Here is a 21,357-nt window from a genome sequence, read left to right as displayed (position 1 = left end):
GTAAGGGAGCACGCATGGCAACCCGTGCCGTCGCCCGCAATCAGGCCACCACCGGTGGTGCTGAGGGGGCCAACAGTGTTCGCGCCACAGGCGGGGAGATCGCCGATCGCGACCTGGTCGGCATGTATCTCGACGAGATCGCTCGTACCCCGTTGCTGGACGCGGCGAAGGAGGTCGAGCTGTCCCAGGCTGTCGAGGCGGGTGTATATGCCCAGCAGATTCTGGACGGAGAGGTCGAGGACGCCGGAGCCGCCGGCGCGAGCCGAGAGGAGCTCAAGGCCATCGCCGCCGAGGGCGCCCGCGCGAAGGATGTCTTCATCCGCTCGAATCTGCGCCTGGTCGTGGCCGTGGCCCGCCGTTATCCGCGCAGTGGTCTGCCCTTGCTCGACCTGATCCAGGAGGGCAACGCGGGCCTGGTGCGCGCTGTGGAGAAGTTCGACTACACCAAGGGCTTCAAGTTCTCGACGTATGCCACGTGGTGGATCCGCCAGGCCATCACGCGCTCGATCGCCGATCAGTCCCGCACGATCCGGCTGCCCGTCCACCTGGTCGAGGAGCTGGGCCGGATCCGCCGGGTGCAGCGTGAGTTCAACCGTGAGCACGGCCGCGACCCGGAGCACTCGGAGATCGCCGAGGAGCTGGGCTCCACGCCGGAGCGGGTCTCGGACGTGCTGGACTGGGCGCGCGACCCGGTGAGCCTCAACATGTCGGTCGACGACGAGGGCGAGACCCAGTTCGGCGACCTGCTGGAGGACACCTCGGCCGTCTCGCCCGAGCAGTCGGTGATGACGCTGCTGCGCAGCGAGGAGCTGGAAGACCTCATCGGCCGCCTCGATGACCGGACCGCCTCCATCATCAAGGCGCGGTACGGCATCGACGACGGACGGGAGCGCACGCTCACCGAGGTCGGCAAGCAGCATGGGCTCACGCGTGAGCGCATCCGTCAGATCGAGAAGCACGCGCTGCTGGAACTGAAGAAGATGGCCCGTCAGACCGGCTTCGACGCCGCGGCCTGAGCTGCCGCGCCGCATGGACCCGACCGTACGTCACAGACCCCATAGACCAAGCCCCGGCGCCTCCCCCGAGCGCCGGGGCTCTTCCTCGCCTGATCGGACGGCTCGCGGTCGGTGGCTCGCGGTCGGGTGGCTACTGATCAGACGGCTCGCGGTGCGGCTCGCGTCAGGCTGCTCAGGCGGCGAAGCCGCCGTCCACGGCGAATCGACGCCCCGCTGATGTAGTGGCCGCTCTCGCCCGCGAGATGGGCGACGGTCGCGGCCACCTCCGACGGCAGTCCGTAGCGGCCGAGCGCGGTCAAGCCGCTTTGCAGGACGGCGCTCTCGCCGTCGGCGGGGTTCATGCCGGTGTCGATCGGGCCGGGGTGGATCAGGTTGACGGTGATCCCGCGCGGCCGCCTACTAGGCGGTCAGGAAGGGTGCCCGGACGTTGGCATCCAAGACGCGGTCCACGTCCTCCAGTGACAGCTCGGTGATCGGGCCGAACGCTTCCACGCCCGCGGGTGTTGACCACGATGTCCAGGCGCCCGAACTCGGCGGCGGCCCCGGCCACGGCCGCCCGCACCGCCACCGGGCCCGCACCGCCGCCGGGCCCGCACCGCCACCGGGCCCGCGCTGTCCGCCCGGACGGCCAGGGCCCGGCGGCCCAGCGCCTTGATCCGTTCGACGAGGTCCGCCGCACGGCCGGCCTGATGGTGGTAGGTCAGGGCGACATCGGCGCCGTCCTCGGCGAGCCGGAGGGCGATGGCCCGGCCGATGCCGCGGCTGCCTTCGGTGATCAGGGCCGCCTTGCCGTCGAGTGTCACGTCCGCTCCCGTACGCGAAGAATGCGATGAAGATGAGGGATGCCCAGATGTGCTGTGATGCCCTCGGACATGTCTGATCCTGGCGGGGCGCGCCGGGAATCTGGCCCAGGCTTTCGAATCTGGCCCGAGTCTGTCCGGTCGGGTTTGTTTCGTGCCCGAGTCTGTTTACTTTCCGGAAGTGGCGACGTAATCTGGCCGCGAAATCACAGGTTCGGGCATGGAAGGGACGTAAACCCACATGTACGCACCGGAGCGTCAGCAGGAGATCCTCCGGCTCGCCCGCGACAGCGGACGGGTGGATGTCCTGTCCCTCGCCGAGGAGTTCCAGGTCACCGCCGAGACCGTACGGCGTGATCTGCGGGCCCTCGACCGGGCCGGTCTGGTGCGCCGCGTGCACGGGGGCGCGATCCCGGCAGGACGTCTCGATTTCGAGCCCGACCTCGCCGAGCGCGAGAGCACCGCCGCCGACGAGAAGGACCGCATCGCGCGTGCCGCCCTCGCCGAACTCCCCGCCGACGGCAGCGTGATCATCGACGCCGGGTCGACGGCGGCCCGGTTCGCCGCCGCCATCCCCCTGGAAGCCGGGCTCACCGTGGTCACCCACGCGCTGCCGATCGCGGCCCGCCTCGCCGACCACCCCGGCATCGCCCTGCACCTGGTCGGCGGCCGGGTCCGCCACCGCACCCGGGCCGCCGTCGACGCCTGGGCACTGCGCGGCTACGGCGAGATCAGGGCCGATGTGGTCTTCCTCGCCACCAACGGCTTCTCCCCGGACAGCGGGCTGACCACCCCCGACCTCGCGGAGGCCGCCGTCAAGCGCGCCATGATCGGCTCCGCCCGCCGGGTCGTGCTGCTCGCCGACTCCGGCAAGTACGGCCAGGAGCACTTCGCCCGCTTCGGCGGCCTCGACGATGTCGACCTGTTGATCACGGACGCCGGTCTCACCCCACAGGACGCCCTCGCCATCGAAAAGCAGGGCACGGAAGTAGTACGCGCATGATCCTCACCGTCACCCCCAATCCCAGCCTGGACCGTACGTACGAGATCCCGGCGCTGGAGCGCGGCGCCGTGCTGCGGGCCACCACCGACCGGGTCGACCCCGGCGGCAAGGGCGTCAACGTCTCGCGCGCCGTGGCCGCCGCCGGACACCGCACCGTGGCGGTGCTGCCGCTCGGCGGACCCGAGGGCGCGCTGCTGGCGCGGCTGCTCGAGGAACTGGGCATCGAGGCGGCGGGCGTGCCGGTGCGCGGCTCGACCCGGGTCAACATCTCCGTCGCCGAGCCGGACGGCACCCTCACCAAGCTCAACGCGAGCGGGCCCGAGCTGAGCGACACCGAGGCCGAGGCCCTGCTGGAGGCGGTGCGGACCCGGGTCGCCGACGCCGACTGGATCGCCTGCTGCGGCAGCCTTCCGCGCGGCCTCGCCCCCGAGTGGTACGCCGAGCTGGTCGCCCGGGCCCACCGGGCGGGCGCCAGGATCGCCCTGGACACCTCAGGACCCTCCCTGACCGCGGCCCTGCGCGAGCGCCCCGATGTGGTGAAGCCCAACGCCGAGGAACTCGCCCAGGCCGTCGGCCGCCCGATCGCCACCGTGGGCGAGGCGGTCAAGGCCGCCGAGGAACTGCGCGAGCTGGGTGCCCGCGCCGTCCTGGCCAGCCTCGGCGCCGATGGCCAGCTGCTGGTCGACGGAACCGGTGCCTACTTCGGTACGGCCAAGGTCGCGACCGTGCGCAGTAATGTCGGTGCGGGCGATGCCTCGCTCGCCGGATTCCTCGCCGCGGGCGGCACCGGAGCCGCCGCGCTCGCCTCGGCCGTGGCCCATGGCGCGGCCGCCGTACAACTGCCGGGCAGTGCGATGCCGACCCCGGCCGACCTGGACCCGTCCGCCGTCACCACGACGTCGGACGTCCCGCTGGATCGCGTGCTCAAGGAGCCCGCGTGACCGGCCCGACCCACTCCCACCCCCAGTCCCTACCCCCTCCGCCCGCCTGCCCCAGGGCGGTATCGCACCCAAGGGAGCCGCGAGATGAGTGAGCTGATCACCGCGGATCTGGTCGACCTTGACCTGTCCGCCGACACCAAGGAAGCCGCCGCCCGGTCGCTCGCCGAGCGCATGGTCGCGACGGGCCGGGTCACCGACCTCGACGGCTTCCTCGCCGACGTGGCGGCCCGTGAGGAGCAGATGCCGACCGGCCTGGACGGCGGCATCGGCATACCCCACTGCCGCAGCGAGCATGTCACCGAGCCGACGCTGGCCTTCGGGCGCAGCGCGCCCCGGATCGACTTCGGCGCGCCGGACGGACCGGCCGACCTGATCTTCCTGATCGCGGCCCCCGCGGGTGCCGACAGCGATCACCTGACGATCCTGTCCAGCCTCGCCCGTTCTTTGATGAACGCCGAGTTCACCGGCGCCCTGCGGGCCGCCGACGACCCGGCCCGGGCGGCCGCCCTGATCCGCGGTGACGAGGAACCCTCCGCGGCCCCGGACAGCGCCGCGAATGAGCCCTCGGCCGAGGAGCCGAAGGACGCGGCGAACGGCCCGGCGGAGCCGACCGGGGCCTCCGAGGCCGTCGGGGCCGCGCCCGCACCGGCGGCCGCGGCGGCGCCCTTCCGGATCGTCGCCGTCACCTCGTGCCCCACCGGCATCGCGCACACCTACATGGCCGCCGAGTCGCTGGAGAACGCCGCCCGTGAGGCCGGTGTCGAGCTGGTCGTGGAGACCCAGGGCTCGGCCGGGTTCGAGAAGCTGCCCGCCGCCACCATCGCCGCCGCCGACGCGGTGATCTTCGCGCACGATGTGGAGGTCCGGGACAAGGAGCGGTTCGCCGGGAAGCCGACGGTGGACGTCGGGGTCAAGGCGGGCATCAACCGCCCGGCCGAGCTGGTGGCCGAGGCGCGCGACAAGGCGGCGCGCGGCGAGACGAGCGCACCGGCGGACGCGGCCGATGACACCTCGGACGGCTCCGCCCCGATGGACGCGGGCGGCGACCACTTCGGTACCCGGCTGCGCAAGTGGCTGATGACGGGCGTCAGCTACATGGTCCCGTTCGTCGCCGCGGGCGGTCTGCTCATCGCGCTCGCCTTCGCGATCGGCGGCTACGAGATCGCCAACGCCAAGTCGGTCGCGGACCACTTCGTGTGGACCGAGACCGCCAGCTGGGCGGCGCTGCTCTTCCAGATCGGCGGTGCGGCCTTCACCTTCCTGGTGCCGGTCCTGGCCGGATACATTGCCTACGGCATGGCCGACCGGCCCGGGCTCGTGCCCGGTTTCGTCGGCGGCTTCATCGCCACCACGATCAAGGCGGGCTTCCTGGGCGGTCTGGCCGCGGGTCTGATCGCGGGCGCGGTCGTCATGGGCATCCAGCGGTTCAAGGTCCCGGCGGCGCTGCGCGGCATCATGCCGGTCGTGGTGATCCCGCTGATCTCCTCGGCGATCGTCGGCTTCCTGATGTTCGTGGTGATCGGCAAGCCCATCGCCTCCGCCCAGGGGGCGATGACCGACTGGCTCAACGGGCTCTCCGGCGCCAACGCCATCGGCCTCGGCGTGATCCTCGGCCTGATGATGTGCTTCGACCTCGGCGGCCCGGTCAACAAGGTCGCGTACGCCTTCGCCACCGGCGGCATCGCGGTGTCCAACCCGAGCGACGGCAGCCTCAAGATCATGGCCGCGGTGATGGCGGCCGGTATGGTCCCGCCGCTGGCGATGGCGCTGGCCACCACCGTGCGCGGAAAGCTGTTCACCAAGACCGAGCGGGACAACGGCAAGGCCGCCTGGGTGCTGGGCGCCTCCTTCATCAGCGAGGGCGCCATTCCGTTCGCGGCGGCCGACCCGCTGCGGGTGATCCCCTCCTCGATGGTGGGCGGCGCGATCACCGGTGCGCTGTCGATGGCCTTCGGCTGCACGCTGCGCGCCCCGCACGGCGGCATCTTCGTGGTCCCGCTGATCGGCCAGCCGTTCCTCTATCTGCTGGCCATCGTGGCGGGCACGGCGGTGACGGCCGGGCTGGTGGTCTTCCTCAAGGGGCTGCGGAAGAAGTCGGAGGCCGGTGCCACGGCCACGGCCGGTGGTGACGCCTCCGCGAAGGGCGCCGCCGGGGACGAGGAGAAGGTGGCGGTCGCGGTCTGACCCCATCTCAGCCATCCCCCATCCCATCCGTGGCGAGGCCCCGCGCAGCGTAGTAGGCGCTGAGCGCGGCCTCGCCGCCTGATCCCATCGCGATCGTGATCCGCTGGAAGCGGGCGGAGCGCAGATCACCGGCCGTACGGATGCGCGGGGGCTGACGCCCGGGCGGACAGTAACCGGACCCGCCGGTGACGAGGGACCCGGCGGGCGGCGCCGGGGCGCTGCCCAGATTGAGGAACACCAGGTCGGCCGTGAGGGCACGCCGCCCGCCCCCGACAGTCAGCGCCTCGGCCCGCTGCGGCGCGGACGGCGGCCCCAGCTCCAGCCGCCGCACGGCCACCAGCTCCACCCGGGCGTCCTGCCCGAGCTCCTCGGTCTTGTAGGTGTCCTCGGGCGGATGGGCGACCAGGAACCGGGTTCGCAGGCCCGGATGGGCGCGGGTGAGGGTGCCCAGTGGGCGGTCCGCGCCGAGGACCAGAACCGTGCGGCCGGTGATCTCCGCGGCCTCCGCCTCCCACAGCTGGGGCAGCTCCCGGCCCTCCGCTCCCGCGAGCCATCCGCCGGCGGCGGGCGCCAGCGGCCCCACCCCGGTGGCGACGACGGCATACGGCGCGGTCAGCCGCGCCCCGGCCGCCCCCGGGCCTTCGACCGTCACCTCCACCCGGTCCTCGAACGCGCCGATCCGCGTGGCCCGCCGCCCGAGTGCGACCCGGCAGAGGTCACACCGCTCCACGTCGGCCTCGATCGCCGTCGCCATCCCCGGGCCGGTGGTGAAGCCCAGGACGTTGCTCACCACCGGGATACGCCGCAGCGCACCGCACAGCACGTCGCCCGACTCGACGAGGACGGACCGCATCCCGAGGCTCGCCGCCATCACGACGGCCGCACAGCCCGCCGGACCGCCGCCGACAACCAGCAGATCCGCATCCATGGTGATCCCCCTTCCTCCCAGCCCTTCTCGGCCCGACTCGGGACCCTCTCACCCACCCGACAGCCGTCCGCTCAGAACGGTCCGCCGAACAGATCCCGGTACGCGGGGAAGACCCCGCCCGGGCCGTCCACGCCCTCCGCCGCCAGCACCGCCTTGACCACGGCCCGGGTGAGCGCGTCCGCCCCCGCCGCCAGCACCTCGTTCAGCGCCCCGGCCTCCCGGTGCACCCCGAACGCCGGATCCTCCGTACCGTCCCCGCTCTCCTCCGGCACCAGCGGGCGATCACCGGTGGCCAGGGCGAAGACGGTGTCACCGTCGGACATCAGATGCACCGGCCGGATCGCCCGGGCCAGACCGTCGTGCGCCGTGCCCGCGAGCTTGTGCGCCTGGGCCCGGGTGAGCGCGGCGTCGGTGGCGACCACGGCCAGAGTCGTGTTCAGCGGAGGCCGCACCGACGCGGCCTGACGCCGCTCCGACTCGGCCCGCGCGGCGGCCAGGCGGCGCGCCGCCTCCGCGCGCTCCTCGCCACCGGGGAGGTGGGCCCCGGCGTCACCGGACGGCCCATACCCCTGCCCGTACAGCGCTCCGGTCCGCGGGTCGACCACCGATCCGACCGCGTTGACCGCCACCAGCGCGGCCACCGTGACACCGGACGGCAGCACCAGCGACGCCGATCCCATGCCGCCCTTGAGTCCACCGGCCACCGCGCCCGCACCCGCACCCGTGTTGCCCTGCGCCACCGGCGCGCCCGGCTCCGAGCGGGCCGCCGCCTCGGCGGCCTCCCGGCCCAGGTCGGCACCCGGCCGGGCCCGCCAGTGGCCGCCCCGGCCGAGGTCGAAGAGGGCGGCCGCCGGGACGACCGGGACGACCTGCGCCGGGTCGGGGCCCACCCGGAAGCCGCGGCCGTGTTCCTCCAGCCAGCCGGCCACCCCGGAGGCGCTGTCCAGGCCGAAGGCGCTGCCGCCGGTCAGCACGACGGCGTCCACGCGCTGGACGAGATTGCGCGGATCGAGGGCGTCGGTCTCCCGGGTCCCCGGGCCCCCGCCGCGCACATCGACGGCGGCGACCGCGCCGCCCTCCGGGGCCAGCACGACGGTCGTTCCCGTCAGCCATCCGCCTCCGGTGCGCTGCGCATGGCCGACGCGCAGCCCGGGTACATCCGTCAGTGCGTCGGCCCGGCCGGGGTGCGGGGAGTCATGGGTGGTTCGCTCGGCATCCATGAACGCCATGCGTAGCACGGTGGCTCGTGTCATGGTCGGGCACCGAGGCGTGACCGGCCCCGGAACGAGGGCTCTCGCGAGCGCCTCCGGGCGGCGTGCGCCGGGCCATCTCCGCCTCGTATAGCGGTCGTTCATCAGATGTTGATGACGTGCCAGCAGGCTGTGCGGTATGCCGTTCGTCCCCGCCTCAAGGAATACCGCCGTGCCTCGTGCCTCCCGGACGGAGGAGCTCCCGACCCTGGCCGCCGCCACGCGGCAGACCTCCCGGGTGGCCCTCCGGTGGATCAGCGAGCCCGACTGCACCGAGGAGCTGACCCACGCCGAACTGCTCGACCAGGCCGCCAGGGCCGCCGCCGCCCTCACCCGGCTCGGGGTCCGGGCCGGTGACCGGGTGGCGGTCCATCTGCCGCTCGTGCCCGAATCCGTGATCGCCACCCTCGCCTGCGGCCGCCTCGACGTCGTACGCGGCAGCCTGCCGGTGGGACTGCGCCCGCACGAACTGCGCGACCGGATCAGGGAGATGGACGCCAAGATCGTCATCACCGCGGACGGGGAACAGCGCTGCGGCGAGCAGCACCCGCTCAAGCAGCTCGTCGACCGGGCGCTCACCGGCTGCCCCGGCATCCGGAACGTGCTGGTCGTGCATCGCCTCGGCCGCCCGGTGTCCTGGAAGCCGGGCCGGGACCTGTGGTGGCACGACGAGCTCGGCCGGTACACCGAACCGCTGCCGCGGCCGTACTCTTGAGCCATGAGCACCGCCCCTGCCCCTGGACCGCGCGATCCGGCCGCCGCGCTGACCTTCGACGACCCTCTGGCGCAGCCGTCCTCGGACGACACCGACCGCGGGTGGGGCGAGCGGACCCCCGGCGGACACAGCGCCGACAGCGCCGCGGATCTGGCCCGCTTCCTCGACGAGAAGCCGCCCCACCACATCTGACCGAGCAGGCGCTCGATCAGGTGCTGGGGCCGCCTTCGCGGCGGGCCACCAGCTCGTCCCGGATCTCGCGGAGCAGCATGATCTCCTCGGCCTCCGTCTCGGCCTGCTCCTCCTCCGCCTGCTGCTCCCGGGCGGCCTTGCGCGCCAGATAGCGCGACATCGGCAACACCATCAGGAAGTACACCACCGCCGCGGTGATGAGGAAGGTCAGCACGGCGGACAGCACGCTGCCCCAGAGGATCGGGATGCCCTTCACCACCTCGCCCGCCGCGTTCGTCTCGCAGGGCGCCTCGAGGCAGGAGCGGTACTTCTCCAGGTCCTTCGTGCCGAAGGCGCCGACTATGGGATTGATCAAGCCCTTCACTATGGAGTTCACGACGGCGGTGAAGGCGGCCCCGACGACCACCGCGACCGCGAGGTCGATCACATTGCCGCGCATCAGGAAGGCTTTGAAGCCCTCCATGACGCTCTGCTTCTCCTCGGGCACCTTCTCTGTGCTCAACCCACTGCCTTTCTCTCGCCGCCACGGTGCAGGAGCGGACGGTTCCGCAACCTACACCGGCGTCGATTCGGCCCATGAGGTGAGGCATGCGTGTCAGGAGCGGCACAGGGCCACCGCCAGACGTGAGGTGGCCTCGGCCCCGGCGAGTGCGGCGGCGGCCGGACGCGGCACCGTGAGCACCACCAGCGCCCCGGCATCCGGCTCGTCCACCTCGGCCGCCGGCGGATCACCGCCCCGGAGGCCGGGGACGGAGGCCACCCGGACCCCGCGCGCGACCACCCGCGCCGGGGCGCCGGAGCCGTGGTGCCGGACGGCGCCGGACGCGGGCGCGGCCAGCACGTCCACCCGGTCGCCGGGGTGCAGCAGCCGCACCGCCGCCGTGTCGGCGATCCGGACCGGCGCGGACACCGTGGCGGGGCGCGACGGCTCGTACCGGCTCCCGGCCGCGGTGGCGGGGGAGGGCTCCGGGCGCGCGGAGCCCTGACCGGACGATGCCGCGGCGGCGAGCGCGGCGGCCGTCAGCGCCAGCCCGGCCGCCATGGAGCGCCGCCGTCGCCGCACGGACCGCCGCAGCCGGTATCCCCCGTCGCGCGCCACCCGCACCGGGCCGAAGGGCGGCACCGCGCGGGCCGGGGGAGTGGCGCGGGACGGCGGAGAAGGCGCGCGGAGCGGGGATGTGGGGGACGAGGACGCGGGGGACGGGGACGCGGGGGACGGAGTCGGGAACGAGGACGCGGGGGACGGGGAGAACAGGTGGGACATGGCACAACACCGCCTGCCGTGAGGAGCCGGGAGCTTCTGGCCCCTCACCATGCCCGGCCCCGCCTGATCCCGCCGGGGCCTGTGGACGGCCGCCGCCTTGTGGACAACTCCGTCCCCCACACGAGCGCGCACCCGTCCCAGCCCGCCCGCTACGGCAGCTCTATCCCCAGTTCCCAGCCCTCGTGCCCGTGCGCGCACAGGCAGTCCCGGTCGGCGTTGTCCGGAAGGCCGCTCACCGCGTCGAAGAGCACCTCGCGCAGCCGCCCGACGTTCTCGCCGAACACCTTCAGCACCTCGGCGTGCGAGACGCCCTCACCCGTCTCCACCCCCGCGTCCAGGTCGGTGACCAGCGTCAACGACGTGTAGCACAGCTCCAGTTCGCGGGCGAGCACCGCTTCCGGATGTCCGGTCATCCCGACCACCGACCAGCCCTGGGCGGCGTGCCAGCGCGATTCCGCCCGCGTGGAGAAGCGAGGCCCCTCGACCACGCACATCGTCCCGCCGTCCACCGGCTCCCAGCCGCGTCCGCGTGCCGCCGCCACCGCGGCCCGCCGTCCCACCGGGCAGTACGGGTCGGCGAAGGTCGTGTGCACCACGTTCGGCACCTGCCCGTCCGGAAGCGGCTCACCGTCGAAGAAGGTCTGGGTGCGTGCCTTGGTGCGGTCCACCAGCTGGTCCGGCACCAGCAGCGTCCCCGGCCCGTACTCCGGCCGCAGTCCGCCCACGGCGCACGGCCCGAACACCTGCCGCACCCCGGCCGCGCGCAGGGCCCACAGGTTGGCGCGGTAGTTGATCCGGTGCGGCGGCAGATGGTGCTTGCGGCCGTGCCGGGGCAGGAAGGCGACCCGCCGCCCCGCGATGTCGCCGAGGAAGAGCGAATCGCTCGGATCCCCATAGGGAGTCTCCATGGTGATCTCGGTCACGTCGTCGAGGAAGGCGTAGAACCCCGACCCTCCGATGACGCCTATGTCTGCGTGTGCGCTGCTCGTCTCGGCCATGCGATCACCCTAGCCAGCCCCGGCCGGCGACGCCGGAACACATCGCGCCCCCGCCCGCTTCCCTCGGGAAGTGGGCGGGGGCGCGATGCGTACGAGGTCAGGCGGCCGAGCTGGTGCTGCTCGACGATGACGACGACGAAGAAGACGCCGACGAAGAAGAAGAGGAAGAAGACGACCCCGAGGAGGTGTCCGAGGAGGACGAAGACGACGAGGTCTTGTCCGACGACGAGCCGCTGTCGCTCTTCGCGGCGGGCTTCGCCGAGCTGCCGCTCGAACCACTGGACGAGGAGCGGCTGTCGTTCCGGTAGAAGCCGGAGCCCTTGAAGACGATGCCGACCGCGGAGAACACCTTCTTCAGGCGCCCCTGGCACTGGGGGCATTCCGTGAGCGCGTCGTCGGTGAACTTCTGCACCGCCTCGAGGCCCTCGCCGCACTCGGTGCACTGGTACTGGTAGGTCGGCACGTACTTCCTCCTGGCACTCTCACTCATTGAGTGCTAACGACGCTCCATAGTGCAGTATTCCGGCCCGCCAGTCCACTGCGGTACGGCATACGGTGACCTACGCCACGCCGTCAGCCATTGTCCTCAGCCATCGCCGCCAGCCGCCCCGGTGCCCAGCCAGCCCGCCAGCTTGCCGCCCCGGCCGACCGCCCGCAGCCGCTGCTCGGCCGCGTCCCGCACCGGGTCGGTGGCCACGACCAGGAGCTCGTCGCCGCGCCGCAGCACGGTCGAGGGCAGGGGGACGAAGCTGGAGCCGTCCCGGACGACGAGGGTGACCGCGGCCCCGGGCGGCAGCCGCAGCTCGGCGACCTCCACCCCGTGCATCCGGGAGTCCTTGGGGATCGACACCGACAGCAGATGCCCGCGCAGCCGCTCCAGCGGCGCCGATTCGATGCCCAGGTCCGAGGTGCCCTCGGTCTCCTCCAGCCGCAGCCGGGTGGCCAGCCAGGGCAGCGTCGGCCCTTGGACCAAGGTGTAGACGATCACCAGGACGAAGACGATGTTGAAGACCCGGCGACTGTCGGGCACCGCGCCGACCATGGGGATGGTGGCGAGCACGATGGGCACCGCGCCGCGCAGCCCGGCCCAGGACAACAGGGCCTTCTCCCGCCACGCCACCCGGAACGGCATCGTGCTGACCATCACCGACACCGGCCGGGCGACCACGGTCAGCACCAGGCCGACGACGATGGCCGGCCAGATGTCGTCGGCCAGTTCGTGCGGCGTCACCAGCAGTCCGAGCAGGACGAACATGCCGATCTGGGCGATCCAGCCGAGCCCCTCGGCGAAACCGCGGGTGGCCGGCCAGTGGGGCAGCTTCGCGTTGCCCATGACGAGCGCGGCGAGGTAGACGGCGAGGAAGCCGGAGCCGTGTGCCAGCGCCCCGCCCGCGTACGCGACGACCGCGATGGCCATCACCGCGATCGGGTACAGACCCGAGGCGGGGAGTGCCACCCGGCGCAGGCCGTACGAGCCGAGCCAGCCGATCGCCAGTCCGACGACGGCGCCGATCGCCAGCTCCAGGGCAATCTCGCCGATCACGACGTACCAGTGGTCGATCGGACCCTGGCTGGAGAAGGCGACGACCAGGATCACCACCGGGGCGTCGTTGAAGCCCGATTCGGCCTCCAGGATGCCGGTGAGCCGCTTGGGCAGCGGCACCTTGCGCAGCACGGAGAAGACCGCGGCCGCGTCCGTGGAGGACACCACCGCGCCGATGATCAGCGCCTGCCGCCAGTCCAGCCCCACCACATGGTGCGCCGCCGCCGCGGTGACCCCCACGCTCACCGCGACGCCCGCGGTCGACAGCACGGCGGCCGTCGGCAGCGCGGGTTTGATTTCGCGCCACTTGGTGCCCAGGCCGCCCTCGGCCAGGATCACCACCAGCGCGGCGTAGCCGATGACCTGCGTCAGTTCGGCGTTGTTGAAAGTGACGCCGAGCCCGTCCGAGCCGAGGGCGACGCCCATCCCCAGGTACAGCAGCAGGGTGGGCAGCCCGCTGCGCGAGGAGATCCTTACGGCCGCCACCGCGACGAGCAGGACGAGAGAGCAGACCAGCAGCAGTTCATTGAGGTGGTGGACAGTCAGGGGCCGAACCTTTCTCACATGAGCGGCGGGAGGACCTTCGGGGACGAGATGAACGGTTCCCGGCCGACCGGAACTTCATTGCCTTACCTAACATTTTACGGGTTCTTGACGCGGGCCTTCCACACGGGCCGCCCGCGGAGGTGCGGGCGACGTGCGGGAGGCCCGGTCCGGTGGCCGGTGGACGGCGTCAGTCATGACTCCGCGTAGGGGCGGTGACAGCCCTGCGCCTATGGTTGCTCCAGCACTCCAGGATCACCCTGCCCCTCGAAGGACAGCGATGCCCGCCAACAAAACCGGCTCTTCTCCCAAGAAGAAGGGCCGACGTCTCCGCCTGATCGTGATCGCAGTCGTGCTGCTGCTCGTGGGGGGTCTCGGCTTCGGCACGTACTGGAGTATCAGTACCGTGCGGGCCTCTTTCCCGGAGACCACGGGGTCGCTGCAGCTCAAGGGGCTTTCCGATCCCGTCCAGGTCAAGCGCGACGGTAATGGCATACCCCAGATCTACGGCGACTCACCCGAGGACCTGTTCCGCGCCCAGGGCTTCGTCCAGGCCCAGGACCGCTTCTGGGAGATGGACGTCCGCCGTCACATGACGGCCGGTCGGCTCTCCGAGATGTTCGGTTCCGGCCAGGTGGAGACCGACGCGTTCCTGCGCACCATGGGCTGGCGCCGGGTGGCGCAGCAGGAATACGACACCAAGCTGTCGCCGTCGACGAAGAAGTATCTGCGGGCCTACTCCGACGGCGTCAACGCCTACCTCAAGGATCACGAGGGCAAGGCGCTGTCGGTGGAATACGCGGCGCTGGACTTCAAGAACGACGGATACAAGCCCGAGAAGTGGACCCCGGTCGACTCGGTCGCCTGGCTCAAGGCCATGGCCTGGGACCTGCGCGGCAATATGCAGGACGAGGTGGACCGCGCACTGGCGTCGAGCCGGTTGAGCGCCAAGCAGATAGAAGAGCTGTACCCGTCGTATCCGTACAGCCGGAACAAGCCGATCGTCCAAGGCGGCGCGCTCAACGAGGCCACCGACGAGTTCGACCCCAAGGCGACGTCGACGGGCACAGCGGGCGCCACGGGCGGCGCGGCGGGATCCACCGGCGCCACGGGGTCCACCGGCGTCGCGAGCGGGGTGGGGGGAGCCACCCAGGGGCTGCAGAGCCGGCTCACGTCGATGTCGAAGACCCTGGAGAAGGTTCCGGCGCTGCTCGGCCCCAACGGCAGCGGTATCGGCTCCAACTCGTGGGTCGTCTCCGGCAAGTACACGACCACCGGCAAGCCGCTGCTGGCCAACGACCCGCACCTGGCGCCCCAGCTGCCGTCCGTCTGGTACCAGATGGGCCTGCACTGCAACCAGGTCAGCAGCAAGTGCCCGTTCGACGCGGCGGGTTACACCTTCTCCGGGATGCCCGGCGTGGTCATAGGTCACAACCAGAACATCAGCTGGGGAATGACCAACCTGGGTGCCGACGTCAGCGACCTCTACCTGGAGAAGGTCACCGCGACGCACTACCTCTACGACGGCAAGCAGGTCCCGTTCCGCAGCCGTGAGGAGACCATCAAGGTCGCGGGCGGCAAGAACCGCACGATCACGGTACGCAGCACCAACAACGGGCCGATCGTCTCCGACCGGGACGACGAGCTGACGAACGTCGGCAAGAGCGCGCCGGTCGGCAGCGGGGTCGACGATGTGGCCCCCGACCGCGGCGACGGCTACGCGGTCGCCCTGAAGTGGACCGCCCTGTCCCCGTCGAACAGCATGGACGCGGTCTTCGGGCTGAACTCCGCGCGGAACTTCGATGAGTTCCGCAAGGCGGCCCGCGACTTCGCGGTCCCCGCCCAGAACCTCATCTACGCCGACACCAAGGGCAACATCGGCTACCAGGCGCCGGGCAGGATCCCGGTGCGCAACGAGGGCGACGGCCGCTACCCGGCGCCCGGCTGGGACTCGCGCTACCGGTGGTCGTCGAAGTTCATTCCGCAGTCGGCGCTGCCCTGGGAGTACAACCCCGACCGCGGTTACATCGTCACCGCCAACCAGGCCGTCATAGACAAGAAGAAGTATCCGTACCTGCTGACCGACGACTGGGGATACGGCGCGCGGAGCCAGCGCATCACCGACCTGATCGAATCCAAGATCAAGGACGGCGGGAAGATCTCCACGGATGACATGCAGTCCCTGCAGACGGACAACAGCAGCGAGATCGCCAAGGTGCTGACGCCCTATCTGCTGAAGATCGACGTCAAGGACCCGTTCGTCCGCGAGGCCCAGAAGCTCCTGGAGGGCTGGGACTACACCCAGGACGCCGACTCGGCGGCCGCCGCGTACTTCAACTCCGTCTGGCGCAACACCCTGATGCTCGCCTTCGGCGACAAGCTGCCCAAGGAGCTGCGGGTCAAGGGGCAGTGCCTGCGGGTGCGGCCGGCCGGGGACTCCGGTCCGCTGGAGGACCTGGACGGGAACACCCGCCTGGTGCGCGAATGCGGTACGCGCGACGCCGACCAGGCCCAGCCCGACGGCGGCGACCGCTGGTACGAGGTCGTACGGAAGATCATCAAGGAGCCGGGCAACGACTGGTGGAAGACCGCCGGGACCCGCAACCACCCGGGCGCGACCGACCGGGACCAGCTCCTCGCCCAGGCCATGAAGAACGCGCGCTCCGAGCTGACCGCCAAGCTGGGCAAGAACATCAACACCTGGAGCTGGGGCCGGCTGCACCGGCTGACGCTGAAGAACCAGACGCTGGGCACCGAGGGCCCGGGGGTCGTCCAGTGGATGCTCAACCGCGGCCCGTGGGACCTCGCGGGCGGCGAGGCGGCGGTCAACGCGACCGGCTGGAACGCGGCGGGCGGCTACGACGTCACGTGGGTGCCGTCGATGCGGATGGTCGTCAACCTCGACAACTTCGACAAGTCGCGGTGGATCAACCTCACTGGCGCCTCCGGTCACGCCTACAACGCGCACTACACGGACCAGACGGAGAAGTGGGCGAAGGGCGAGCTGCTGCCCTGGGCGTTCAGCAAGACCGCGGTGGACAAGTCCACCGACGATCAGCTGGCCCTCACCCCCTGAGGCGCCCCTGAGGCCACAGACGGCCCGCTGCGGGCCTCTCCCGCCCTCGGCCAGGGGGAGGGAGCCCGCGAACCTTCCGGCCCCGCCGGAGGCGCCTTCGGGCGCTTCCGGCGGGGCCGCCGCTTTACCCGGCGGGTGTCAGGCGAAGCGGTGTCGGCCGGGCGGCCGGGATGTCAGGTGAACCGGTGCGCCCCCGAGGGCGTCACCGCCGCGTGCACCGGCCGGTCGTGGGGTTCCTCCGGGACCGCGTCCAGCAACTCGGCCTCGTACAGCAGCACCACCAGCGCGGGGTCGGCCCCGGCCCGGGCCAGCCGGGCCAGCACCCGGTCGTACGAGCCGCCGCCGCGCCCCAGCCGCATTCCGCGCCGGTCCACCGCGAGCCCGGGCAGCAGGACCGCGTCCACCCGGGTGACCGCCTCCGGGCCCAGCCGCGGCCCGCCGGGCTCCAGCAGGCCCCGCCCGGCGCGCACCAACCCGTCCGGGCCCGCGTCCGTGGCCCAGTCGAGATCGTTGTCCGGCAGCAGGACGGGAAGCAGCACCCGTACGCCCCGCGCGCGCAGCGCGTCCCGCAGCGCGCGCGTACCGGGCTCGCTCCCCACCGAGACATAGGCCGCCACGGTGCCCGCCCGGGCCAGCTCCGGCAGCTCCAGCGCGCGACACGCCAGTGCGGCCGAGGATGCCTCGATGTCATCCGCCGTCAACCCGGACCTCATTGTCAGGAGACGTCTCCGCAACGCGGGCTTACTAACGTCAGTGGTGCTCATCGAGTGCACATACTTCCTGTCTCATGTCATATTCACCGTATCCTCATCAATCGCCCGAAAGGCACCGGATAAGGTTCGGGCATGACTCAATCGCGTACTCGGATCAGCAAGGCTGTCATCCCTGCCGCAGGCCTCGGAACCCGCTTCCTCCCGGCCACCAAGGCCACCCCGAAGGAGATGCTGCCGGTCGTCGACAAGCCGGCGATCCAGTACGTCGTCGAGGAAGCCGTCACCGCCGGCCTGTCCGACGTTCTTATGATCACCGGTCGCAACAAGCGGCCCCTGGAAGACCACTTCGACCGCAACTACGAGCTCGAAGAGGCTCTGACGCGCAAGGGCGACGAGACCCGCCTCGCCCGCGTCCAGGAGTCCAGCGACCTGGCGACCATGCACTACGTCCGGCAGGGCGACCCCAGGGGCCTCGGCCACGCCGTGCTGTGCGCCGCCCCGCACGTAGGTGACCAGCCCTTTGCCGTCCTCCTCGGCGACGACCTCATCGATGCCCGCGACCCGCTTCTGGCCCGGATGGTCGAGGTACAGGAGCAGCACGGCGGCAGCGTCATCGCCCTGATGGAGGTGGATCCCGCGCAGATCCACCTCTATGGCTGCGCCGCCGTGAAGCCCACCCTGGACGAGGGCGTCGTCCAGGTCACCGGACTGGTCGAGAAGCCCGACCGGGCCGACGCGCCCAGCACCTACGCGGTCATCGGCCGCTATGTGCTGGATCCGGCCGTCTTCGACGTGCTGCGCCGCACCGAGCCCGGCCGCGGCGGCGAGATCCAGCTGACCGACGCGCTCCAGGCGCTCGCCGCCGATCCGGACCTCGGAGGCCCGGTGCACGGCGTCGTCTTCAAGGGCCGGCGGTACGACACAGGCGACCGTGGCGACTATCTGCGTGCCATTGTCAGACTCGCGTGCGAACGTGAGGACCTGGGCCCGGAGTTCCGGGAATGGCTTCGCAGTTACGTCACCGAGGAGATGTAGCACTTTGAGCAGCACCGCGGCACGGGCCGCCGATCAGGGCACGGGCGAGGGCCGGGACCGTCACCGGGTCTGGTCGGTTGCCGAGCACCTCGACGACATCCTCGGGCACATCCACCCGCTGGACCCCATCGAGCTGCAGCTACTGGACGCCCTGGGCTGCGTCCTGGTCGAGGACGTCACCGTGCCCGCAGCCCTCCCGCCCTTCGACAACAGCGCGATGGACGGCTACGCGGTCCGTACGGCCGATGTCGGGGCGGCGACGGGGGAGCATCCCGCGGTGCTGACGGTCGTCGGGGACATCGCGGCGGGCAGCGGCGAGCTGCCCGCCGTCGGACCGGGCGAGGCCGCCCGCATCATGACCGGCGCCCCGCTGCCGCCCGGCGGCCAGGCCGTCGTCCCGGTCGAGTGGACCGACGGCGGCCTGGACGACGGGCCGGTCAGCGGCATGCCCGCCCGCAGTACGGATCCGCGCGGCGGCAGCGGCCTGGTGCGGGTCTTCCGGCCGGTCCGGGACGGGCAGCACGTGCGCACCCGGGGCAGCGACGCGGGGGCGGGGGAGCTGGCGCTGAGCGCCGGTACGGTCCTCGGGGCGACGCAGATCGGGCTGCTGGCCGCGATCGGCCGCGCCACGGTCAGGGTCCGGCCGCGGCCCCGCGTCGTGGTCCTGTCCACCGGCAGCGAGCTGGTCCAGCCCGGTGAGCAGACGGGCCCCGGCCGCATCTACGACTCCAACAGCTACCAGCTCACCGCCGCCGCCCAGGAGGCCGGGGCGATCGCGTACCGGGTGGGCGCGGTCGCCGACGACGCCGAGACGCTGCGCGCCACCGTCGAGGACCAGCTCAGCCGCGCCGACATCGTCGTCACCAGCGGCGGCGTCAGCGTCGGCGCGTACGACGTGGTCAAGGAGGCGATGCACGAGGTCGAGTTCCGGACCCTGGCCATGCAGCCCGGCAAGCCCCAGGGCTTCGGGCGCATCGGCCCCGACCGGGCCCCGCTGCTCGCCCTCCCCGGCAACCCGGTCAGCTCCTACGTCTCCTTCGAGCTGTTCGTCCGGCCGGTGATCCGCACCATGCTGGGCGTCGCGGGCCCGGTCCACCGCACCACCGTGCGGGCGGTCTGCCCGGACGGGATCGCGTCCTCGCCGGAGGGGCGGCGCCAGTTCCTGCGGGGCTGGTACGAGCCGTCGGAGGTGGCGGGCGAGGCGGGCACGGTCGCCCCGGTGGGCGGCTCCGGATCGCATCTGATCAAGGCCCTCGCCCGGGCCAACGCGCTGATCGTGATCCCCGAGGAGGTGGCCGAGGTCGCGCCGGGGGCCGAGGTGGACGTCGTCCTGCTCGCCTAGCCGGGGCCTACGGCGGGTACGGTGTCGTCGCACAGAGCCACCTGGCCCGGACCGGGAGAACGATGAGCAGCGCCCAGGACCATCTCACCCATATCGACCCGGCGGGCGCGGCGCGCATGGTCGACGTCTCGGCCAAGGACGTCACCGCGCGCGCCGCCCGCGCGAGCGGCCGTGTGCTCGTCGCGCCGCGCGTCGTCGAACTGCTCCGTGGCGAGGGCGTCCCCAAGGGCGACGCCCTCGCGACCGCCCGGATCGCGGGCATCATGGGAGCCAAACGCACCCCGGACCTGATCCCGCTGTGCCATCCGCTCGCCGTGTCGGGTGTGAAGGTCGACCTCACGGTCGCCGACGACGCGGTCGAGATCACCGCCACCGTGAAGACCACCGACCGCACGGGAGTCGAGATGGAGGCCCTGACGGCGGTCTCGGTCGCGGCCCTGACGGTGATCGACATGGTCAAGGCCGTCGACAAGGGCGCGGTCATCACCGACGTACGGGTGGAGGAGAAGACCGGCGGGAAGTCCGGCGACTGGAGCCGGGAGTGACCGCCCCCACCGCCCCGGGCGCCCCTGATGAGGCGTCGCGGTACCGCGCCCTGGTCGTCACGGCCTCCAACCGCGCCGCCGCCGGGGTCTACCCGGACAAGGGCGGTCCGCTGATCGCCGAGGGGCTGACCGCGCTCGGCTTCGCGGTCGACGGCCCGCGCGTGGTGCCCGACGGCGACCCGGTGGAGAGCGCGCTGCGGGACGCGGTGGCCGCCGCGTACGACGTCGTGGTGTCCACCGGCGGCACCGGCCTCACCCCGATGGACCGCACCCCCGAGGCCACCCGCCGGGTGCTGGACTACGAGATCCCCGGCATCGCGGAGGCCATCCGCGCCGAAGGGCTCGCCAAGGTGCCCACCGCGGCGCTCTCCCGGGGGCTGGCCGGAGTCGCGGGAACGACCCTGATCGTCAACCTGCCCGGCTCGACCGGAGGCGTCCGCGACGGTCTCGCGGTGCTCGGGCGGCTCCTGGTGCACGCGGTCGACCAGATCCACGGCGGCGACCACCCCCGGCCCGCCGATGCCAACGGTCCCGCGGGGAGTGCGAACTGAACGCGCCCTGGCCGGTCGTGCTGGCGGACGGTGACACGATCCTGCGCCCCATAAAGCTGCGCGACCAGCGCGTCTGGCGCGAGGTCAACCAGCGGAACCGGGAATGGCTCCGGCCCTGGGAGGCGACCATCCCGCCGCCCGGGCCCGGCGGCCCCCTCACCCAGCGGCCCACCTACCGGCAGATGGTGCGCCATCTGCGCGCCGAGGCGCACGCCGGGCGGATGCTTCCGTTCGTCATCGAGTACCAGGGACGGCTGGCCGGTCAGTTGACGGTCGCCGGGATCACCTGGGGCTCGATGTGCTCGGGCCATATCGGCTACTGGGTCGATCAGGCGGTGGCCGGCCGCGGCGTCATGCCCACGGCGGTCGCGCTCGCGGCCGACCACTGCTTCCGCGTCGTCGGACTGCACCGCATCGAGGTGTGCATCCGGCCGGAGAACCTGCCGAGCCGCCGGGTGGTGGAGAAACTCGGATTCCGCGAGGAGGGGCTGCGCCCGCGCTATCTGCACATCGACGGCGCGTGGCGCGACCATCTGGTCTTCGCGCTCACCGTGGAGGAACTGTCCGAGGGACTGCTCGCCCGGTGGCACCGGATCCGACCAGGGGCATCGCAGAAATAAAAAATCTGTTCGATTACATTGGGCACATTCCCAGCCTGGTCATCCCAACAATCACAAAAAACTTTCGAGATATCAGCCAGATCGTGCGACACACCGCG

20 protein-coding genes and 1 pseudogene are annotated in these 21,357 nt (G+C 72.0%); 12 read left to right on the top strand and 9 right to left on the bottom strand.

Going from position 1 to position 21,357, the window contains the following annotated elements:
* Positions 1 to 14: 14 nt before the first annotated feature.
* Positions 15 to 1,016 (top strand): RNA polymerase sigma factor RpoD/SigA, encoded by a 1,002-nt coding sequence (locus ASC60_RS08995; RefSeq protein WP_055548573.1) that lies wholly within the window; start codon positions 15 to 17, stop codon positions 1,014 to 1,016.
* 172 nt (positions 1,017 to 1,188) lie between these two features.
* Here the strand turns inward: ASC60_RS08995 and ASC60_RS43875 are convergent.
* Positions 1,189 to 1,819 (bottom strand): annotated as a pseudogene (locus ASC60_RS43875) (SDR family oxidoreductase).
* A 238-nt stretch (positions 1,820 to 2,057) separates the two neighbouring features.
* Between ASC60_RS43875 and ASC60_RS08985 the strand changes: the two are divergent.
* The 3 genes from ASC60_RS08985 (at position 2,058) to ASC60_RS08975 (ending at position 5,944) form a co-directional block, all read left to right on the top strand.
* On the top strand, positions 2,058 to 2,819 hold the full coding sequence (locus tag ASC60_RS08985; RefSeq protein WP_055548571.1) for a DeoR/GlpR family DNA-binding transcription regulator: 762 nt from the start codon (positions 2,058 to 2,060) through the stop codon (positions 2,817 to 2,819).
* Entirely contained in the window at positions 2,816 to 3,760 is a 945-nt protein-coding gene (gene pfkB, locus ASC60_RS08980; RefSeq protein WP_055548569.1) for a 1-phosphofructokinase, read from the top strand. Before ASC60_RS08985 ends, pfkB begins: the two co-directional genes overlap by 4 nt.
* A gap of 84 nt (positions 3,761 to 3,844) precedes the next feature.
* Complete coding sequence (locus ASC60_RS08975) at positions 3,845 to 5,944, top strand: fructose-specific PTS transporter subunit EIIC (protein WP_055548567.1); 2,100 nt, start codon at positions 3,845 to 3,847, stop codon at positions 5,942 to 5,944.
* A 7-nt stretch (positions 5,945 to 5,951) separates the two neighbouring features.
* On the opposite strand, the gene ASC60_RS08970 is transcribed toward ASC60_RS08975, so the two are convergent.
* Together ASC60_RS08970 and ASC60_RS08965 are read right to left on the bottom strand one after the other, a co-directional pair.
* A complete protein-coding gene (locus ASC60_RS08970; protein ID WP_055548565.1) occupies positions 5,952 to 6,872 on the bottom strand; it encodes an FAD-dependent oxidoreductase in 921 nt (306 codons plus the stop codon).
* A gap of 71 nt (positions 6,873 to 6,943) precedes the next feature.
* Complete coding sequence (locus ASC60_RS08965) at positions 6,944 to 8,092, bottom strand: P1 family peptidase (protein WP_055548817.1); 1,149 nt, start codon at positions 8,090 to 8,092, stop codon at positions 6,944 to 6,946.
* A 202-nt stretch (positions 8,093 to 8,294) separates the two neighbouring features.
* Here ASC60_RS08965 and ASC60_RS08960 point away from each other — a divergent pair, with 202 nt between their 5' ends.
* Together ASC60_RS08960 and ASC60_RS08955 are read left to right on the top strand one after the other, a co-directional pair.
* Positions 8,295 to 8,837 carry an AMP-binding protein gene (locus ASC60_RS08960; RefSeq protein ID WP_234356848.1) on the top strand — a complete coding sequence of 181 codons (543 nt, stop codon included), beginning with the start codon at positions 8,295 to 8,297 and terminating at the stop codon, positions 8,835 to 8,837.
* A gap of 3 nt (positions 8,838 to 8,840) precedes the next feature.
* A complete protein-coding gene (locus tag ASC60_RS08955) occupies positions 8,841 to 9,029 on the top strand; it encodes a hypothetical protein (protein ID WP_055548563.1) in 189 nt (62 codons plus the stop codon).
* Positions 9,030 to 9,045: 16 nt separating this feature from the next.
* Here ASC60_RS08955 and mscL read toward each other — a convergent pair whose 3' ends face one another.
* The 5 genes from mscL to ASC60_RS08930 all read right to left on the bottom strand — a co-directional run bounded on the left by mscL (position 9,046) and on the right by ASC60_RS08930 (position 13,398).
* Positions 9,046 to 9,492: a large conductance mechanosensitive channel protein MscL gene (gene mscL / locus ASC60_RS08950; RefSeq protein ID WP_055548561.1), complete on the bottom strand. Its 447-nt coding sequence runs from the start codon at positions 9,490 to 9,492 to the stop codon at positions 9,046 to 9,048.
* Between the two features lie 132 nt (positions 9,493 to 9,624).
* Positions 9,625 to 10,293 (bottom strand): RcpC/CpaB family pilus assembly protein, encoded by a 669-nt coding sequence (locus ASC60_RS08945; protein ID WP_079038262.1) that lies wholly within the window; start codon positions 10,291 to 10,293, stop codon positions 9,625 to 9,627.
* A 149-nt stretch (positions 10,294 to 10,442) separates the two neighbouring features.
* Positions 10,443 to 11,291: an S-methyl-5'-thioadenosine phosphorylase gene (locus ASC60_RS08940; protein ID WP_055548559.1), complete on the bottom strand. Its 849-nt coding sequence runs from the start codon at positions 11,289 to 11,291 to the stop codon at positions 10,443 to 10,445.
* A 97-nt stretch (positions 11,292 to 11,388) separates the two neighbouring features.
* Positions 11,389 to 11,754 (bottom strand): FmdB family zinc ribbon protein, encoded by a 366-nt coding sequence (locus ASC60_RS38910; protein ID WP_079038285.1) that lies wholly within the window; start codon positions 11,752 to 11,754, stop codon positions 11,389 to 11,391.
* Between the two features lie 123 nt (positions 11,755 to 11,877).
* Positions 11,878 to 13,398, bottom strand: coding sequence for a potassium/proton antiporter (locus ASC60_RS08930; RefSeq protein WP_055548556.1), 1,521 nt, complete (start codon positions 13,396 to 13,398; stop codon positions 11,878 to 11,880).
* A 259-nt stretch (positions 13,399 to 13,657) separates the two neighbouring features.
* Here ASC60_RS08930 and ASC60_RS08925 point away from each other — a divergent pair, with 259 nt between their 5' ends.
* Positions 13,658 to 16,453 carry a penicillin acylase family protein gene (locus tag ASC60_RS08925; protein ID WP_055548554.1) on the top strand — a complete coding sequence of 932 codons (2,796 nt, stop codon included), beginning with the start codon at positions 13,658 to 13,660 and terminating at the stop codon, positions 16,451 to 16,453.
* Positions 16,454 to 16,626: 173 nt separating this feature from the next.
* Here the strand turns inward: ASC60_RS08925 and ASC60_RS08920 are convergent, their stop codons facing one another.
* Positions 16,627 to 17,217 (bottom strand): 5-formyltetrahydrofolate cyclo-ligase, encoded by a 591-nt coding sequence (locus tag ASC60_RS08920; protein WP_079038261.1) that lies wholly within the window; start codon positions 17,215 to 17,217, stop codon positions 16,627 to 16,629.
* A gap of 81 nt (positions 17,218 to 17,298) precedes the next feature.
* Between ASC60_RS08920 and galU the strand changes: the two genes are divergently transcribed.
* The 5 genes from galU to ASC60_RS08895 all read left to right on the top strand — a co-directional run bounded on the left by galU (position 17,299) and on the right by ASC60_RS08895 (position 21,259).
* On the top strand, positions 17,299 to 18,201 hold the full coding sequence (galU, locus tag ASC60_RS08915) for a UTP--glucose-1-phosphate uridylyltransferase GalU (RefSeq protein WP_055548550.1): 903 nt from the start codon (positions 17,299 to 17,301) through the stop codon (positions 18,199 to 18,201).
* Between the two features lie 4 nt (positions 18,202 to 18,205).
* Complete coding sequence (glp, locus tag ASC60_RS08910) at positions 18,206 to 19,543, top strand: gephyrin-like molybdotransferase Glp (protein WP_055548548.1); 1,338 nt, start codon at positions 18,206 to 18,208, stop codon at positions 19,541 to 19,543.
* Between the two features lie 62 nt (positions 19,544 to 19,605).
* Entirely contained in the window at positions 19,606 to 20,088 is a 483-nt protein-coding gene (gene moaC / locus ASC60_RS08905; protein WP_055548546.1) for a cyclic pyranopterin monophosphate synthase MoaC, read from the top strand.
* Positions 20,085 to 20,639 (top strand): molybdenum cofactor biosynthesis protein B, encoded by a 555-nt coding sequence (locus ASC60_RS08900; RefSeq protein ID WP_055548544.1) that lies wholly within the window; start codon positions 20,085 to 20,087, stop codon positions 20,637 to 20,639. Before moaC ends, ASC60_RS08900 begins: the two co-directional genes overlap by 4 nt.
* Positions 20,636 to 21,259: a GNAT family N-acetyltransferase gene (locus ASC60_RS08895; RefSeq protein WP_055548542.1), complete on the top strand. Its 624-nt coding sequence runs from the start codon at positions 20,636 to 20,638 to the stop codon at positions 21,257 to 21,259. The genes ASC60_RS08900 and ASC60_RS08895 overlap by 4 nt, the downstream gene beginning before the upstream one ends.
* The last annotated feature ends 98 nt before the right edge of the window (positions 21,260 to 21,357 follow it).

The sequence above is a fragment of the Streptomyces sp. NBRC 110028 genome (assembly GCF_001417735.1).
GTDB lineage: Bacteria > Actinomycetota > Actinomycetes > Streptomycetales > Streptomycetaceae > Streptomyces.
The sequence above is the reverse complement of the archived record's forward strand: the minus strand, read 5'-3'. Positions and strand labels throughout refer to the sequence as shown.